Annotated in this window: 13 protein-coding genes and 3 pseudogenes; 8 read left to right on the forward strand and 8 right to left on the reverse strand. The window is 71.6% G+C overall.

Annotated elements, in window-relative coordinates:
* Positions 1-146 precede the first annotated feature (146 nt).
* A pseudogene (locus tag ACZ6S0_RS15470) lies at positions 147-990 on the reverse strand (alpha/beta hydrolase).
* A gap of 202 nt (positions 991-1,192) precedes the next feature.
* Between ACZ6S0_RS15470 and ACZ6S0_RS15475 the strand changes: the two are divergent.
* The 3 genes and pseudogenes from ACZ6S0_RS15475 to ACZ6S0_RS15485 all read left to right on the forward strand — a co-directional run bounded on the left by ACZ6S0_RS15475 (position 1,193) and on the right by ACZ6S0_RS15485 (position 3,235).
* Entirely contained in the window at positions 1,193-1,681 is a 489-nt protein-coding gene (locus ACZ6S0_RS15475; protein WP_465917000.1) for a methylated-DNA--[protein]-cysteine S-methyltransferase, read from the forward strand.
* Positions 1,682-1,935: 254 nt separating this feature from the next.
* Positions 1,936-2,480: pseudogene (locus tag ACZ6S0_RS15480) on the forward strand (2OG-Fe(II) oxygenase).
* A gap of 106 nt (positions 2,481-2,586) precedes the next feature.
* Positions 2,587-3,235 (forward strand): annotated as a pseudogene (locus tag ACZ6S0_RS15485) (alpha-ketoglutarate-dependent dioxygenase AlkB family protein).
* Here ACZ6S0_RS15485 and ACZ6S0_RS15490 read toward each other — a convergent pair.
* Genes ACZ6S0_RS15490 through ACZ6S0_RS15500 form a run of 3 tightly spaced genes read right to left on the reverse strand, consistent with a single transcriptional unit; the run spans position 3,219 to position 6,261 of the window.
* Positions 3,219-3,917 (reverse strand): helix-turn-helix domain-containing protein, encoded by a 699-nt coding sequence (locus ACZ6S0_RS15490; RefSeq protein WP_465917002.1) that lies wholly within the window; start codon positions 3,915-3,917, stop codon positions 3,219-3,221. The pseudogene ACZ6S0_RS15485 and the gene ACZ6S0_RS15490 overlap by 17 nt on opposite strands.
* 37 nt (positions 3,918-3,954) lie before the next feature.
* Positions 3,955-4,989 carry an alpha/beta hydrolase gene (locus tag ACZ6S0_RS15495; RefSeq protein WP_465917006.1) on the reverse strand — a complete coding sequence of 345 codons (1,035 nt, stop codon included), beginning with the start codon at positions 4,987-4,989 and terminating at the stop codon, positions 3,955-3,957.
* 48 nt (positions 4,990-5,037) lie between these two features.
* Positions 5,038-6,261, reverse strand: coding sequence for an amidohydrolase family protein (locus ACZ6S0_RS15500; protein WP_465917011.1), 1,224 nt, complete (start codon positions 6,259-6,261; stop codon positions 5,038-5,040).
* 103 nt (positions 6,262-6,364) lie between these two features.
* Here ACZ6S0_RS15500 and ACZ6S0_RS15505 point away from each other — a divergent pair, with 103 nt between their 5' ends.
* Positions 6,365-6,826: an SRPBCC family protein gene (locus ACZ6S0_RS15505; protein WP_465917015.1), complete on the forward strand. Its 462-nt coding sequence runs from the start codon at positions 6,365-6,367 to the stop codon at positions 6,824-6,826.
* A 32-nt stretch (positions 6,827-6,858) separates the two neighbouring features.
* On the opposite strand, the gene ACZ6S0_RS15510 is transcribed toward ACZ6S0_RS15505, so the two are convergent.
* The 4 genes from ACZ6S0_RS15510 to ACZ6S0_RS15525 all read right to left on the reverse strand — a co-directional run bounded on the left by ACZ6S0_RS15510 (position 6,859) and on the right by ACZ6S0_RS15525 (position 12,641).
* Complete coding sequence (locus ACZ6S0_RS15510) at positions 6,859-10,002, reverse strand: AfsR/SARP family transcriptional regulator (protein ID WP_465917020.1); 3,144 nt, start codon at positions 10,000-10,002, stop codon at positions 6,859-6,861.
* Positions 10,003-10,093: 91 nt separating this feature from the next.
* Positions 10,094-10,444, reverse strand: coding sequence for a nucleotide pyrophosphohydrolase (locus tag ACZ6S0_RS15515; protein WP_465917024.1), 351 nt, complete (start codon positions 10,442-10,444; stop codon positions 10,094-10,096).
* An 87-nt stretch (positions 10,445-10,531) separates the two neighbouring features.
* Entirely contained in the window at positions 10,532-11,314 is a 783-nt protein-coding gene (locus ACZ6S0_RS15520; protein ID WP_465917028.1) for a maleylpyruvate isomerase N-terminal domain-containing protein, read from the reverse strand.
* A gap of 313 nt (positions 11,315-11,627) precedes the next feature.
* Positions 11,628-12,641 carry a LacI family DNA-binding transcriptional regulator gene (locus ACZ6S0_RS15525; RefSeq protein WP_465917031.1) on the reverse strand — a complete coding sequence of 338 codons (1,014 nt, stop codon included), beginning with the start codon at positions 12,639-12,641 and terminating at the stop codon, positions 11,628-11,630.
* A gap of 161 nt (positions 12,642-12,802) precedes the next feature.
* On the opposite strand from ACZ6S0_RS15525, the gene ACZ6S0_RS15530 reads away from it, so the two are divergent.
* The 4 genes from ACZ6S0_RS15530 to efeU all read left to right on the forward strand — a co-directional run bounded on the left by ACZ6S0_RS15530 (position 12,803) and on the right by efeU (position 16,794).
* A complete protein-coding gene (locus ACZ6S0_RS15530; protein ID WP_465917034.1) occupies positions 12,803-14,086 on the forward strand; it encodes an extracellular solute-binding protein in 1,284 nt (427 codons plus the stop codon).
* Positions 14,083-15,039, forward strand: coding sequence for a carbohydrate ABC transporter permease (locus tag ACZ6S0_RS15535; RefSeq protein ID WP_465917038.1), 957 nt, complete (start codon positions 14,083-14,085; stop codon positions 15,037-15,039). The genes ACZ6S0_RS15530 and ACZ6S0_RS15535 overlap by 4 nt, the downstream gene beginning before the upstream one ends.
* A complete protein-coding gene (locus tag ACZ6S0_RS15540; protein ID WP_465917042.1) occupies positions 15,039-15,875 on the forward strand; it encodes a carbohydrate ABC transporter permease in 837 nt (278 codons plus the stop codon). Before ACZ6S0_RS15535 ends, ACZ6S0_RS15540 begins: the two co-directional genes overlap by 1 nt.
* 85 nt (positions 15,876-15,960) lie before the next feature.
* Complete coding sequence (efeU, locus tag ACZ6S0_RS15545) at positions 15,961-16,794, forward strand: iron uptake transporter permease EfeU (RefSeq protein WP_465917046.1); 834 nt, start codon at positions 15,961-15,963, stop codon at positions 16,792-16,794.
* The last annotated feature ends 13 nt before the right edge of the window (positions 16,795-16,807 follow it).

Raw genomic sequence — 16,807 nt, forward strand, 5'->3', positions numbered from 1 at the left:
CACGTCCGACTTCCCGTCCGGTGAGGCTCAGGTCACGTCCGACTTCCCGTCCGGTGAGGCTCAGGTCACGTCCGACTTCCCGTCCGGTGAGGCTCAGGTCACGTCCGACTTCCCGTCCGGTGAGGCTCAGGGTACGGGCTGCTCGTTCAGTGATGGCTCCCTCTGGTCGAAAGGTCGGACGCGATGCCTTGGAGGGTGTGGTCTATGAAGGATGTGACGTCGTCCAGGACCTTGTCCTTGTTGGTCTCGTTGAAGACCTCGTGCCTGGCGCCCGGGTAGATGTGTTTCGGTCAGGGTGTTTCCCAGATGGCCTCGATGCCGATGCGGGTGCCGGACAGCGGCACCAACTCGTCGTCTGCGCCGTGCACCCACAGCGTGGGCAGGGTGCCGAGCGATCCGGTCCTGGTGATCGTGTCCAGCGTCGTCGCGAACGCCTCCAGGGTCGCGCGCTTGAACGGCCCGTGCCACACCAGCGGATCGTCCACGTACGCGGCCCCCACCGAGAGGTCACGGGAGAGCGTGGCCGGGTCGATGGGCGTGTCGGGCGGCTCAGGGTAGGCCGGCAGCGCGGGTACGATCCCACTTCCCGATCACCAGCCCGGACAGGACGAGGGCGGTCAGTCCCGGGCCGTACCGTTGAGCGTGGCGGGCCGCGATCATGCCGCCCATCGAGTGGCCGATCAGTACGATCGGCGCGCCGGGATGCTCGGCCCTCGCGCGCTCCTCGGCGGAGTGCACGTCGGTGACCACGTCCTCGAAGTCATCGATGAGCACCCTGTCGCCCTCCGACCTGCCGTGGCCCATGTGGTCGACGCCGTAGACGGCGGCGCCGTGGCGGACGAGCCGGTCGGCCACGTGCTCGTAGCGGCCGATGTGCTCACCGTAGCCGTGGACCAGGACGGCGAGGTAGCGCGGCCGTTCATGAGGCCATTCGCGAACGGTGTTGAGACCTTTGGTGCCGGTGAAGGTGTGCTCGCGGGAATCGGCCATGCTCTCACTCCTGGCTGAACGCTCCTGGCTGGTCACTTCCTGGCTGGTCGCTTCCTGGCTGGTCGCTTCTGGCTGGTCGCTTCTGGCGGAAATTGCGGTGAGCGTATGCCGTTCGTTCTTGGTCGTCCAAGGAGGTGTGGGGAGGGTGGTGCGATGTCCGAAAACCGCTGACTTTCGAGGGGGCGGCGGTGTTGTAGGGAGTATGGATGTCTACACCACGATCGAAAGTCCGCTGGGTGAGCTGCTGCTCGCCGGGGACGGCACGGCGCTGACGCGCGTGTCGTTCGACGTGACCTCGGGGCGGGTGGGGTGGCGGCCGGCGCCGCGCGCGTTCGCCGAGGTGGAGCGGCAGTTCCTGGAGTATTTCGCGGGTGAGCGCACCTCGTTCGAGCTGCCGTTCGTCACGCGCGGCACCGCCTTCCAGGAGCGGGTGTGGGAGGAGGTGGCGAAGGTGCCGTACGGACGCACGATCAGCTACGGCGCGCTCGCCGCGCGGATCGGCGCGCCCGCCGACCGGATCCGCGCGGTCGGCGCGGCCGTCGGCGCGAACCCGCTGCCCGTCGTCGTGCCCTGCCACCGCGTCGTCGGCGCCGACGGCGGGCTGACCGGGTACGCGGGCGGCCTGGAACGCAAGCGTGAGCTGCTCACGCTCGAAGGCGTCCTCCAGCCTCGGCTCTGGAGCACGCCATGACGGCCGGGCAGCAGACCGCTCTCGAAACGGCGATCCCCGGCCGGGCGACGCCGCCGCCGTCGGAAACCGGGGGCGGAGCGTCGTCGCTGGAGGTCGGGGGCGGAGCGTCGTCGTTGGAGTTCGGCTGGGGGGAGTTGGTGCGGGAGGTCGACGCGTACGGGTGTGCGCTGACGCCGCAGGTGCTCACCCCGGAGGAGTGCCGTGAGATCTCCGGCCTGTACGACGAGAGCGGCCTCTTCCGGGCCACCATCGACATGGGGCGCTACCGGTTCGGTGCCGGGCAGTACCGGTATTTCCGAAACCCGCTCCCACCGCTGGTCGAACGGCTGCGGGCGGCGTTCTACCCACGGCTGCTGCCGATCGCGCGGGACTGGGCGACCCGTCTGGGGCAGCCCGCGCCCTGGCCGGACGACTTCGGCGAGTGGCTGGACATGTGCCACCGGGCCGGGCAGACCAGGCCGACGCCGATCCTGCTGCGCTATCGGGAGAACGACTGGAACGCCCTGCACCGCGACCTGTACGGCGACCTGGTCTTCCCGCTCCAGGTCGTGATCGGCCTCGACCGGCCGGGCGAGGACTATCGCGGCGGCGAGTTCCTGCTGGTGGAGCAGCGGCCCCGGGCCCAGTCGCGGGGCACGGTGACCCTGTTGCCGCAGGGCACGGGCTCGTCTTCACGACCAGGGACCGGCCGGTGCGGTCGTCCCGGGGCTGGTCGGCCGCGCCGGTGCGGCACGGGGTGAGCACGGTACGCTCCGGGCTGCGGCACACGCTCGGCCTGGTCTTCCACGACGCCAAGTGAGACCCCAAGTGAGACGCCGAGTGAGACCGGACGAGCGGGTGAAGGGTCCCGCCGAACGGCCCCGAATCCGGGTAGTCCGCCGCAACGTGATTGATCGGGAAGCATCATGATTCCACTGCCGCCGAGGGAGATCGCCCCCGGCGCGATCCATGTGCCCGGGTGGCTCACGTTGGACGAGCAGCGCCGCCTCGTCCAGGCGTGCCGCGAATGGGCGAAGGGCCCCGTGCCGATCCGGCACACCGTACTGCCGGGAGGCGGCGTCATGTCGGTGCGGACGGTGTGCCTGGGCTGGCACTGGCAGCCGTACCGGTACACCAGGATCGCCCACGACGTGAACGGCCGCCGGGTCGCCGAGTTCCCCGGCTGGCTGGCCGAGCTGGGCCGCCGCGCCCTGACCGCCGCCTACGGCCAGGACGGGAACGGCGCCGACCCCTACGAGCCCGACACCGCCCTGATCAACTTCTACGACGACAAGGCCAGGATGGGCACACCAGGACAAGGACGAACGGTCGGACGCCCCGGTGGTGTCGCTGAGCGTCGGCGACGACTGCCTGTTCAGGTTCGGCAACGCCGAGACGCGCGGACGGCCGTACACGGACGTGCGGCTCGCCTCGGGCGACCTGTTCGTGTTCGGCGGGCCGTCGCGCTTCGCCTATCACGGGGTGCCGAAGGTCTATCCGGGCACCGGCGACCCCGCCACCGGGCTGGCCTCCGGCCGCCTCAATCTCACGCTGCGCGTCACCGGTCTGCGGTGACGTAGCCGAACTCGTCGTCGGAGAGCGTGCGCCGCAGCGTACGCAGCACCCTGGCCGGGTCGTCGTCGGGCCCAGGCACGTAGAAGGGCTTGCCGTCGCGGCCGAACGTGACGGCCGACTCTTCCTCCCACTTGCCGAGCACGTCGGCCCCGAGCGCGAAGAGGTCGTGCGGCTCGAAGCCGAGCGTGCGCCCGTGGTCGACCGACCCGAACACCAGGTGCCTGGCCAGCTCGATCGGCGCGTCCTGCCAGCCCGGGTACTCGCCGAAGAAGTATTCGCGGAAGCGGGCCAGCTCACGGTCGTTGAGCACGTCGGGGCCGATGACGGCCTTGACGCCGATGCAGTAGACGTCGGCCAGGTAGCCGCAGACCGTCAGCCGGTCCCAGGAGTGGCGGCGCGCGACGAGCACGCACACCATGCCGCCCACGCCCGAACCGGGCGCCTCGTCAGCCCAGCCACGCGCCGGGTCGATGCCGAGCCCCTCGCTCCAGCCGACGTTGATCCAGCATCCGGCCACCTCGGCCTCGCCCGGCCCGGCGGCCTGCGCGGCGTCGGCGGCCTCGCCCGCGATGGCGCGCACCAACGGCGCCACGACCGACGGCGACACCTTGAGCGCGCGGGCGATCTCCTTGGGAGACCTGCCCTGCCGGCGCAACTCGCGTACCTGGTCTTTCAGTTCCATTCCGGCAGCCTAGCGGCACGCGGGGCGGTCATCGCGCTCATTCCGCGAGGCGTCGGCTCAGCCAGGCCAGGGCGAGCGGGTAGCGGTATTCGATGCCGCCGTGACCGGCGTCGAACAGCTCGAAGAAGACCCGCTCGTCGGGTACGCCCGCCGCCTCCAGGGCCCGGCGGAAGGCGACGGCCCCGAAGTCGAGGAAGTACTCGTCGCGGTTGCCGGCGTCCACCCAGATCGCCCGCATCGAACGCAGGGCCTCGGCGTGGCGCGGCTCGCCCGCCATCACGACCGGGTCGCACGCCTGCCACCGCCCCCACACCTCCGGCACCACGGCTCCCGTGTCGTCGAACGGCAGGCGCACGGTGCCGTCGTCGTCGGCGGAGTAGGCGGCCGCGTAGGCGTACATCTCCAGCAGTTCCAGGTCGCCCTCCTTGGTGCCGGCCAGCCGGCCGCGGAAGTCGGCGAGGAACCTGTCGTACGAGCCGTCGTACATGTCGCGCAGCCTGCGCGCCAGCTCCGGGAACGAGCGCCGCGCGCTGACCTCGAACAGCGCGTCACCGGCATGCGTGGCCAGCGCGCCGAACACGTCGGGCGCCAGCATGGCGGTCACCATGGCGCCGTAGCCGCCGCTGGACTTGCCGGTGATGGCCCGGTGGTCGCGGCCGGGCAGCGTACGGTAGCGGGCGTCCACGTACGGGACGATCTCGTCGCGCAGGTACGAGTGGTAGCGGCCGGTGCCGGGCGAGTCGAGGTACTGGCTGCCGCCGAGTGAGGTCCAGGCGTCCACGTACACGACGATGGCGGGCGGCACGTCCCCTCCGGCGAACAGCGCGTCGGTCAGCTCCGGGTACGGCTGCCTGAACGGCATCCGGTTGAACCACATGGCGACGTGCCCGGTGTAGCCGAGCAGCACGTAGATCGAGGGGTAGCGGCGTTCGGGCGCGTCGTCGTAGCCCGGCGGAACGTACACCACGAGCGGCCGTTCGTGCGGGTCGCCCAGCGGGTTGCCGCGCAGCAGGGCGCTGTCGACGACGTGGTGGTCGAGGCGACCGGCCAGTTCGGCGGACCAGGGCAGCATCGGGTCTCCTTCGTGGTGTCTCAGCCATGGCGGGTCGGGCGTGGCGGGTCAGCCAAGGGACGTGTTCACCGTGTCGACGCCCGCCTGCCCGACGGAGCGGCCCGACACCAGCACGAGCGCGAGGTTGCGCAGGTCGGAGAGGCGTTCGAGGGGGTCGCCCGCGACCGCGATGAGGTCGGCCCGCTTGCCCGCGTCGAGGCTGCCGGCCACCTCCCCCACCCCGCAGGCGTCCGCGGCCAGCACGGTGGCCAGCTCGATGATCTCCGCGTTCCGGTAGCCGGCCATCGCGAACACCTCCAGGCCCCCGACGTACCCGTCGGTGGGGTTGCCGATGCCCCCGATCGCGAACCCGGCGTCGGTGCCCGCGATCTGGCGCACCCCCGCCTCCCGCATCGCGGACACCCCGCCCAGCCAGGCGTCGAGCATCGCCTCACCGTGCACCTCGCGGATCCGGTGGAACGCGCCGTGCACGGTGGGGCAGACGTACGTGCCGCTGGCCGCCACCACGTCGATCAGCTCGGGGTCGTAGCGGTGGCCGGACCGGGTGAAGAACGTGCAGTGCTCGATCGTGGTGACGCCGGCCTCGACGGAGCTGCGGATGGCCTCGTGCGCGTGGGCGTGGGCCGCGACGCCCTTGCCGCGCGAGGCGGCCTCCTCGACGACCACGCGGAGCTGCTCGGTGCCGTACTGCGACGTCCAGCTCGGCGGGGCGCCCGGCGTCATCTGGCCGCCGGAGGCCATCACCTTGAGACAGTCGGCTCCGGCGCGCAGGTTCTCCCTGGCCACGCGGCGGATGGCGGGCTCGTCGTCGGCCTCGCCGCCCATGTACCAGCAGTGGCCGCCGGTGATGGTGATCGGGCGGGTGGCGGCCACGAGGTGCGGGCCGACGGCCAGGCCCTCCTCGATGGCGTCGCGCAGGTCGAGGTCGAGGAACCCGCGCGCGCCGAGGTCGCGGGCGGTGGTGACACCGGCCGCGACGAGCTTGCGGGCGTTCTCGGCCATCCGCAGCAGCAGGTAGTGGTCGCTCTCGGGGCTGCGCCTGGTCACCGGGTCCACCTTGGCGTCGAACCCCAGGTGCACGTGCGCGTCGACCAATCCGGGCAGCACGGTGTGACCGGGCAGCTCGATGACCTCCGCAGCCTCCGCCGCCTCCCCTGCGCTGCCGCGCGGCCCCACGGAGACGATCTTCTGGCCGTCGATGAGGACCTCGCCGTCCGCGATCACCTGTCCGGAACGCCCGGTGAGCACCTTTGTGGCGCGAATGATCCTCATGTGCTCCAGCGTGCCACGCGCCTAAAGGTCGCGAGAAGGGGATCGTAAGCACCCGCGGGCACGGTGGAGATCTCGCAGGCACCCAGCACGGAGGACAGCGACCATGCCCCAGACCGCCGAGTACGAGATCGTCCGCCGCTTCGACGCCCCCCGCGAGCTGGTGTGGGCCGCCTGGACCGAGCCCGAGCGGTTCTCCCGCTGGTTCGGGCCCGTGTCGCTGACCGCGCCGCTGGGCCGGATCACCCTGGACACCCGGCCGGGCGGCGTCTGGCGGGCCACGCTGATGGGCGAGGAGGGGTTCGAGATGACGCTGGACGGGACGTACCGGGAGGTGGTGGCGCCGCAGCGGCTGGTGTTCACGACCGGCGACCCCGACTCGCCCGGTGACGGGCCTGCGTCCGTCGTGACGATCGTGCTGACGGAGGCGGCCGGCGGGACCGAGATGCGCTTCCACCAGTACGGCGTCAACACCGACCAGGAGCATGCCGAGCAGGCCAGGGCGGGCTGGAGCGAGTTCTTCGACCGCCTGGCCGCGTACGTCGGGTCGGCCCACACCGCCCGCTGAGAGAACCGCGGCGCGATGCGGCGCGGGCACGCTTACAGCAGGTCAAGGGCGTCGTCGAGCTTGTACGTCGCCCCCTTCGCGTACGCCGCCGCGAACGCCTCCTCCCCGAGCGCGTCGCGCACGCGCACCGTGGCCCGCTCGATGTAGGCCAGCTCCGACGGCCTCACCGGGAGCCGGTGGTGGTGCCTGGCCGCGTCCGCCAGCCCGAGCAGCGTGGCGGCCAGCTCGGTCGGGCCCATGGCGCCGGCGGCGCCCTCCACGGCGCCCACCTTCGTCCAGGGGTCGCCGATCTTCCCCACCACGGCCAGCGCCTCGACGTGCGACTCCATGGCCGCGGACAGGTCGCCGCGCACTTCGTGGAGGTGACCCAGCTCGATGAGCGTGTCCGCCAGATGCATGGACGGCTCCGCCTCGGGGTCGCGCGACAGCGGTTCGAGCAGGTTACGCAGGTGCGTCTCGGCCAGCTCCAGCCGTCCCGAGCGGCGCGCGGCGTAGGCCAGGCCCAGCTCGGCCATGGTCGAGCCCTTCATGTAGCCCTGGTCGCCGGCCAGCTTGAGTGCCCGCCCGCACAGCTCGATGGCCTGGTCGTGGTCGCCGCTCTGCAGGGCGACCCAGCCCAGCCAGGCGATGTGCGTGGAGACCTCGGACCACAGCCCGAGATCCTCGGCCATGCGCAGCCCGTCGCCGAACAGCTTGGCGGCCCGTTCGGTGTCGTTCGTCATCTCCGCACCCGACGCCAGCCACTCCGTGGCCCGCAGCAGGCCCCACCGGTCCCCCAACTCGGTGAACAGCCGGGCGCTCTCGCCCGCGATCCGTTCGAGCGCCTCGACGTCGCGCAGGGTGAAGGCGTCGGCCGCCTGTCTGGTCAGGGCGGTGGCGACGCCCCACCGGTCACCGAGTTCCCTGAACGTGGCCAGCGCCCGTTCCATCAGCTCCTGTCCGGACGTCATGTCCTCGACGTGCAGCCCGGCGAACAGCTCGGCCCTGGCCCGCTCCCCCGGGTCCTGAATCGCCTCCAGCACGGGCCGCCAGTCGGCCTGCTCGCCCTGCACGAGGGCGAACCCGACCTCCCAGCCCGCCGTCCTGGTCAGGAGCCGCACGTCGTCGCCGGCCTCCGCCCCGGCGGTCGGCGTTGGGGAGAGCGAGAGCGCGGTCGTCAGCGCCCGCCTGCCCTCGGCCAGCCTGCCGCGCAGGAACCAGTACCAGGCCAGCGCGTTCACCAGCCGCGCCGCGCGGCCGGCGTCCCGCAGCGCCACCGCGGTGTCGAGCGCGGCCCGCATGTTGGCGGCCTCGGCGTCCAGGCGCAGCAACCAGTCGCGCTGGTCGTGCCCGTACAGCTCGGGCTCCGCGCGGACGGCCAGCTCCAGGTAGTGGTTGAGGTGCGCGAGGCGTACCCGGTCGAGTTCGCCGGCGTCGGACATCCTGGCCAGGCAGTACGCGGCCACCGACTCCAGCAGCCGGTAGCGCACCCCGGCGGGGCCGTCCACGACCACCACCAGGGAGCGGTCCACCAGGCGGGCCAGCAGATCCAGCACGTCGAGCGGGTGGTCGTCACCGGCCGCGCAGACGGCCTCGGCGGCCTCCAGCGTGCAGCCGTCGGCGTGCACGGCCAGGCGGCGCAGGACGACGCGCTCGTCCTCGGACAGCAGATCCCAGCTCCAGGCGATCACGGCGGTGAGCGTCTGCTGGCGAGCCGGCGCGCCCCGCTGCCCGGAGGCCAGCAGCCGGAACCTGTCGTCCAGCCGGTCCACCACGCCCTGCACGCCGAGCGCGCGCACCCGGGTCGCGGCCAGCTCCAGCGCCAGCGGGATCCCGTCGAGGCGCCGGCACAGTTGCGCGATCGCCGACGCGTTCCCCGCGTCCAGCACGAACCCCCTGGCGGAGGCGGCGGCTCTGGAGACGAACAGCCGTACGGCGTTGGAGCGCGCCATGACGGCCAGGTCGGCGCTCGCGGGCACGTCGAGCGGCGGCACGCTCCACAGCACCTCGCCCTCCACGGCCAGCGGCTCCCGGCTCGTGGCCAGGATGCGCAGGTCGGGGCAGGCCCGCAGGAGCGACTCGGCCAGCTCGGCGACCTGCGCGACGACGTGCTCGCAGTTGTCCAGCACCAGCAGGGTCCGCCTGGGCCTGAGCGCGGCGGCCAGGGAGCCCGCGTCCTCCCTGATGTCCAGGGCCGCCATGACGGCCTCCGCCGGTGAGCGTGACCCCTGGTCCAGCGCGACCAGCCAGGCCCCGCCCGCGAAGCTGTCGACCAGCCGGTTCGCCGCCTCCAACGCCAGCCGGGTCTTCCCGACCCCGCCACTGCCGGTGAGCGTGACCAGCCGCTCGTCCGCCACCAGACCGCACACCTCGGCCAGGGCCTCCTCCCGGCCGACGAGCTTGCTGACGGAGGCGGGCAGGTTCGTCGCGGGACGGTCGGCGGGCAGGCTCAGCGCCGGGTCCTGGCCGAGGATCGCCTGGTGCAGCGCGACGAGTTCGGGCCCCGGGTCGAGGCCCAGTTCGTCGGCCAGCCGCTCGCGCAGCTCGGCGTAGCCCGCCAGCGCCTCGCTCTGCCGCCCTGCCCGGTAGAGGGCGCGCATGTGGACGGCGCGCAGGCGTTCCCTGAGCGGGTGGCGGCGCACCAGGTCACCCAGCTCGCCGACGAGCAGCCCGTGCTCGCCCAGCTCCAGCCGCGCCTGCGCGTGCTGCTCCAGCGCCGACAGCCGCTGCTCCTCCAGGCGGTGGACGGCCGACCTCGTGTACTCCTCGTCGGCGAAGTCCGCGTACGCCGGCCCCCGCCACAGCGCCAGCGCGTCGGCCAGCAGCCCCGCCCTGGTCCTGGGGCTTTCCGTGGTCTCGGCCCGCGCCAGCAACTCGGCGAAGCGTACGGCGTCCACGGCGCCGTCGTCAGCGCGCAGCAGGTAGCCGGGGGCACGGGACACGACCAGGTTCTTGCCTCCGGCCTCGGCGTCCTCGAACGCCTTGCGGAGCTGCGAGACCCGTACCTGCAGCGCGCCCGCCGGGTTGGCCGGGGGCTCGGCGCCCCACAGGTCGTCGACCAGCCGGTCCACGGACACCGGATGCCCCTCGTGGACGAGCAGGTCCACCAGCAGGGCCCGGACCTTGAGACCGGGGACGGTGACCGCCTCTCCGGCGTCCGTCCACACTGCCAGCGGGCCCAGCACCCCGAATTTCATGCTGGTCACCCTATGCGCGCTTATGGGACCGCGAGAAGCGGCTTGCGCTCAGGCCCCATCGGCGCGAGCGCCGGCTTTCGCGCGGGCCCGATCAGGTGGGCGGCGCCTTCCGCGCGGACCCCCGGTAGAGGTCGGCGTCGTAGCGGCGGTCGTTGTCCGCCAGCTTGGCCCGCGCCGCCGCCACCAGGTCCACGCCGAGGACGTCGGCCAGTCGCACCAGGTAGAGGGTCACGTCGCCCAGCTCGGTACGCATCCTGGCGAGCGCCTCGGGGCCGGGGTTCGCCGACTCCTCCGCCGTGAGCCACTGGAACTCCGCCACCAGCTCCCCGACCTCACCCGCCAGCGCCATCGCGAGGTTCTTCGGCGTGTGGAACCCCTCCCACTCCCTGACCCGGGCGAACTCGCGCAGCCGCTCGGCAAGGCACTCCAACTCCGTCGTCACGCCACCCGACCTTACCGACCCGCGCCTGTGCGACACCCCGACACCACCCTGGGCGAGATCGCCGCTGCCGCCTGCCGCCCGACCGCGCTACTGCGTGGCGCCCTTCAGCAGTGCGCGCAGACGCTCCACGAGGGCAGGGTCGCCGGAGAGGCTCACCGCCCCGCCGTCACCCCGCCCCCACAGCCACAGCAGCACGTCGTGGGGCCGCCCGAAGACCGACGCCCTCTCCACGTCGCCCTCCCCGGCCTTGCCCTCCCCGACCGCGACCGCCCCGATCTCGGCGGCCTCGATCCCCGACGGGGCCAGGCGCACCAGCCAGCGGCGTCCGCCCGCGCCGACCGAGACCGTACGCCCGTCGGCGCCCTCAAGGCTCTCGCCCAGCTCCTCCGGCCACCTCCTGGAGGTGTAGGCGAGGAAGGTCACGAGGACCTCGTCGATGCCGTCGAGCGCCAGGTCGTCGGGGATCGGCGCGATGGGCTCGCCCGCCGCCAGCTCGGCGTCCACCCGGTGGATGACCGCCTCCTGCGCCATCCGGCGGCCCCAGAAGGCGACCGTCCTGTCGGGGTCGTACCAGGTGATGGCGGGCTCCTCGGGCCGTCGGGAGGTGAGCTGCGCGCGCAGCTCCGACAGGCCGCGGTCGAAGAAGCCCGCGGGGTGGGCCGGCTCGGGCTCGGGCGGCCACGGGTGCGGCCAGGCGCCGCCGCGCATCGCCTCGGCCTTGTGCAGGAACACCTCGCCGACGTGCAGCAGCACATGAGCCGCCGTCCACCCGGGACACGACGGCACCGCCGCGCCGAGGTCGCGCAGGGCGGTCTCACGCAGCCGGGCGCAGTCGCGGTCGAGAAGCTCCAGGTACCGCTGATAGTCCATACTCGAATTCAAACATACGATCGAGCGAGCCCGGCCGGGCACACCGATCAGCACAGCCGGACACGTGCACGACCGAGGGCCGCGCTCGGTGCGCAACCGGGTGGCCCGGATCACGGCCCAGCACACCGGACGAGCTGGTCCTGAACGACCTGGACGCGGGGCGTTCGTTCGGCGCGGAAGAGGCCCGCGCGTACGGTTTCGTCGACGAGGTCGTCCACGAGCCGAAGCCGCTTCCCCCGACGGCGGCCAGGGAGGCTGGGGCACGGGCTGACCTCGGCGCCCGCGGATCCACCGGCGCGCCACCCGCTCGGCCCTACGACTCGTACGGGGCCGTGCTCTCCCGGACGATCAGCTCCGTGGCCAGCTCCACCCGCTTCGTCTCCGGCGCCTCCCCGCGCCCCATGGCCAGCACGGTCCGCGTGGCAAGGGCGGCCATCTCCTGGAGCGGCTGGCGTACGGTCGTGAGCGGGGGCCAGGCCGACTTCGCCAGGGGCAGGTCGTCGAAGCCCACCACGCTCAGGTCCTCGGGCACGCGCAGGCCCCGCCGCCTGGCCGCCTCGAAGACGCCGAACGCCATGAGGTCGCTGCCCGCGAAGATGGCCGTGGGCGGGTCGGCGAGGGAGAGCAGGGCGTGCCCCTCGTCGCGGCCCGAGTCGACGAGGAACGTGCCGCGCCTGATCAGGTCGGGCGCCACCGGGAGGCCGGCGGTCTCCAGGGCCGCGCGATAGCCGTCGATGCGGGCCTGGCTGCACAGCATGTCGGCCGGGCCGCTGATCATGCCGATGCGGCGGTGTCCGAGCTCCAGGAGGTGGCGGGTCGCGGCGAGGCCGCCGTTCCAGTTGGTGGCGCCCACCGAGACGACCCCGGGAGCGGGCTCGCCCTCCGGATCCACCACGGCGAACGGCAGCGAGCGCGCGCTGAGCTGGGCCTGGATGCCGGTCGAGAGGCGGGAGGCGACGATCACCACGCCGTCGGTCCTCCTGGCGGCCAGGCGTTCCAGCCAGTCGCGGCCGGGGCCCGCGTGCGTGTGCAGGACCGAGATGACGACGCTGGCCCCTGCCTCGTGGGCCGCGCCCTCCGCGCCGCGGACGATCTCCATGGCCCAGGGCGACTCGATCTCGGCGAACACCAGGTCGACCAGCCCGGCGGGGGTGTCGTCCTGGCTGATGCGGCGCTGGTAGCCGTGCTCCTGCAGCAGGCGTTCCACGCGGTGGCGGGTCGCCGGAGCCACTTCAGGGCGCCCGTTGATGACCTTCGAGACCGTCGGGATGGAGACCCCGGCCTCCTCCGCGATCAGTGCGATCGTGACCCGCCTCTTCGCTGACACAAATCGGCAGTGTATCCGAAAGTTTCGGTTTGGGATCGCCCGGGACCGAGGTGTTGACGCTTGATAGGGCGTTTCCTACGATCACGGCATCGAAATTATCGGAGTGCAAACGAAATTTTCGACTCACATGCCGAGGCCGACAGGCTGAGGAAGGAGCCCCTATGAAACGCAGTCTGGTGTCGGCCGCGGCCGTCCTGCTCCTCGCGGGGTGCGGCGGCAGCGGCGGGGAGCCGGCTCCTCAGCAGGGCGCGGGCGGCTCTCCCGCGAAGGTCACGCTGGAGTGGTGGCACCTTTCCACGGCCGAGCCGCTCAAGTCGCTCTGGGCGCGGCGGGCCGAGCAGTTCGAGGCCAAGTACCCGCACGTGACGATCGAGGCGACGGTCCTGGAGAACGAGGCGTACAAGGCCAAGCTCACCACCCTCACGCAGTCCGGCAAGGCGCCCGACGTCTTCGCGTCGTGGGGCGGGGGCGTGCTCCAGCAGCAGATCGACGCGGGGCTGGTCAAGGACATCTCCGGCGACGTCTCCGCCGTGCTGCCGACGTTCACGCCCGCGGCGCTGAGCGCGTACCAGGTGGACGGAAAGACGTACGGGCTGCCGACCGACATCGGCCTCGTGGGTTTCTGGTACAACAAGAAACTTTTCGAGCAGGCGGGCATCACGCAGCCTCCGGCGACCTGGTCGGCGTTCCTCGACGACGTCAAGAAGCTCAAGGCCGCGGGCGTCACCCCGATCGCGCTGGCCGGCAAGGAGAAGTGGCCGGGCCACTACTACTGGGCCTACCTCGCCATGCGCATCGCCGGTCTGGACGCGCTCAAGCAGGCCGCCGTCGACCACGACTTCACCAAGCCCGACTTCGTCGCCGCCGGGCAGCAGGTGAAGGCGCTGGCCGACCTGCAGCCGTTCCAGAAGGGCTTCCTGGGCGCGGCCTACTCCACCCCCGACGGCCAGTCCGCCACCGTGAGCAACGGCAAGGCGGCCATGGAGCTGATGGGGCAGTGGGCCCCCAGCGTGCAGACCTCCTCGGGCAAGGGGCTCGGCGAGGACCTCGGCTTCTTCCCGTTCCCGGCCGTCGAGGGCGGCAAGGGCCAGGCCGGTGACGCGTTCGGGGGCGGCGGCGGGCTCACCGTGGGCGCGGACGCGCCGAAGGAGGCCGTGGACTTCGTCAAGTTCATGACCGAGATGGGCAACCACTCCGAGGCCGTCGGGTCCGGCGGCGTGCTGCCGGTGCTCAAGGGCGAGGAGAGCGCGGTCAAGGACCCCAACCTCAAGCAGGTGGCGACGCTGCTGGCCGGTGCCGCCGGCTACCAGCTCTACCTGGACCAGGCGTATCCGCCGGCCGTCGGCCAGCAGGTCAACGACAGCGTGGCCGAGCTGATCGCCGGGACGAAGACGCCGGAAGAGGTCGGCGCGGACATCACAGAAGTGGCCAAGAGCGAAGGATGACGACACTCACGAGAGGGCCGGAGGCGGTCAGGCTTCCGGCCCCCGCCCCTGCCGGCAGGCGGCGGGGCCGCTGGGTGAGCATCGCGCTGTTCCTGTCGCCCGCGCTGGCGCTGTTCCTGCTGCTGGTCGTGGCCCCCATGCTGGTGGCCCTGTACTCCAGCGTCTTCAGGTGGAACGGCTTCGGCGGCCTGCCGACCCACTTCATCGGCCTGGACAACTTCACCCGGCTGTTCACCAGCGAGATCTTCGCCAGGGACCTGTGGCACCTGCTGCTCCTGGTCGTGCTGTCGGTCGGCGTGCAGTTGCCGTTCTCGCTGGCCATCGCCATGCTGCTGAACCAGCGCCTGCGCGGGCGGGCGCTCTACCGGGTGGTGTTCTTCGCGCCGTACGTGCTCAGCGAGGTCATCACGGGCGTGCTGTTCTCGCTGATCCTCGCGCCAGACTCGGGCATGGCGAACCAGGTCCTGTCGGTGTTCGGGCTGGAGTCGGAGTGGCTGGCCGACCCCGGCACCGTGATGCCGTCGCTCTTCCTGGTCATGACCTGGAAGTACTTCGGCTTCCACATGATGATCTATCTGGCCGGACGGCAGAGCATCCCGGACGAGCTGGTCGAGGCCGCCCAGATCGACGGGGCCACGGCCTGGAAGACGTTCAGGTACGTGACGCTGCCGCTGCTCGGCCCCACGATCAGGATCAGCGTCTTCCTGTCGGTCATCTACACCATCCAGTTGTTCGACCTGGTCTGGATCCTCACCGGCGGCGGCCCCTCGCACTCCTCGGAGACGATGGCCGTCACCATGATGGACTGGGGCTTCAAGCGTTCCCAGGTCGGCTACGCCAGCGCGATCAGTGTGGTGATGTTCGCGCTCAGCCTCGTCTTCGCCCTCGTCTACCAGCGGTTCGTGCTGCGCCGCGACCTGGAGGGCGCGATGACCTCCCAAGGGGGCCGGTGATGAACCACGGGAAGAGGCGGCGGCGCACGACGCTGCCACTGCACGCGATCGCGCTGGTCGTGGGCGTCTTCATGATCATGCCGGTGCTCTACGCGCTGCTCGGCGGCTTCAAGGAGAACAGCGAGCTGTCCGCCAACCCGTTCGGACCGCCCGAGACGTGGGTGATCGCGAACTACACGGACGTGCTGGGCTCCGGCTCGTTCTGGCGGCAGGTGTGGAACAGCACGTTCATCGCGGTGATCACGACCGTGGTGACGGTGGCGCTGTCGGCGCTGGCGGCGTTCGTCTTCGCCAGGTTCGCCTTCCGCGGCAGGGAGCTGTACTTCACGTTGTTCACGGCGGGGCTGATGTTCCCGTTCGCGGTGGCGATCCTGCCCATCTTCGTGCTGCTGCGCACGCTCGGCCTGCTGGACAACCCGCTCGGCGTCATCCTCACCCAGGCCGCCTTCGGCCTGCCGCTGACGATCATCATCCTGCGCGGCTTCTTCCGCGGCATCCCGGGCGAGATCGAGGAGGCGGCCACGATCGACGGGTGCACGCCGTTCGGGTTCTTCTGGCGGATCCTGCTGCCGATGGCCAGGCCCGCCATCGCGACCGTCTCCGTGCTGGCCGTCGTGGGGAGCTGGAACAACTTCATGCTGCCCCTGGTGGTGTTCAGCGAGGAGGCGAGCTGGACGCTGCCGCTGGGCATCCAGCAGTTCCAGGGCCAGTACGCCTCCGACACCGCCCGCATCCTGGCCTACCTCGTCCTGGCCATGGTGCCCGCGCTCGGGTTCTACGCCGTCGCGGAACGTCACCTGGTCGGTGGCCTCACCGCCGGCGCGACGAAGGGGTGACCTGTCGCCGCGATGCTTGCGTAGGTATGCTTCGCCTGTCCTAATTTAGGTAAGCCTTTCCTCAGCAAGCGGGTGGTGAGCGGCGATGTTCGCCAGCTATCTCATCGGACTTCGCGAGGGACTCGAGGCGACGCTCGTCGTCTCGGTCCTCATCGCCTTTCTCGTCAAGAGTGAACGCCGGGACAAGCTGCCCCACGTCTGGACCGGGGTCGGCGCGGCGGTCGCGCTGTCGGTCGGGTTCGGGGCCCTGTTGACGTTCACCGCGGCCCGGCTCGACTTCACCGGGCAGGAGCTGTTCGAGGCGATCACCTCGCTGCTCGCGGTCGTGTTCGTCACCTGGATGATCTTCTGGATGCGCCGGGCCGCCCGCGCGCTCTCCAACGACCTGCGCGGCAGGCTCTCCGAGGCCCTGGAGCTGGGCTCGGCCGCGGTGGTCGTGATGGCGTTCCTGGCCGTGGCCCGCGAGGGGCTGGAGACGGCGCTGCTGTTCTTCGCCTCCGTGCAGGGCGCAGTCGCCACGGCGCAGCCGCTCATCGGCATCTGCCTGGGGCTGCTCACGGCCGTGCTGATCGGCTGGGGAATCTACCGCAGCGCCGTGCGGATCAACCTGACGCGGTTCTTCACCTGGACCGGGGTGCTGCTGATCCTCGTGGCCGCGGGGATACTCAAGTACGCCGTCCACGACTTCCAGGAGGCCGGCGTGCTGCCCGGCCTCAACACCCTCGCGTTCGACCTCAGCGCCGTCGTACCCCCCGAGTCCTGGTACGGCACCCTGCTGGCCGGGCTGCTCAACCTCACCCCGCAGCCCAGCGTCGCCGAGATGGCAGCCTGGGCCGCCTACCTCGTCCCCGTACTCCTCCTCTTCCTGCGCCCGCGGCGGACCAAGCCCGCCGTGTCGCCCGCGTCCTCCGCGGCCTGAACCGGGAGCCATC

The sequence above is a fragment of the Nonomuraea sp. NPDC051298 genome (assembly GCF_055586305.1).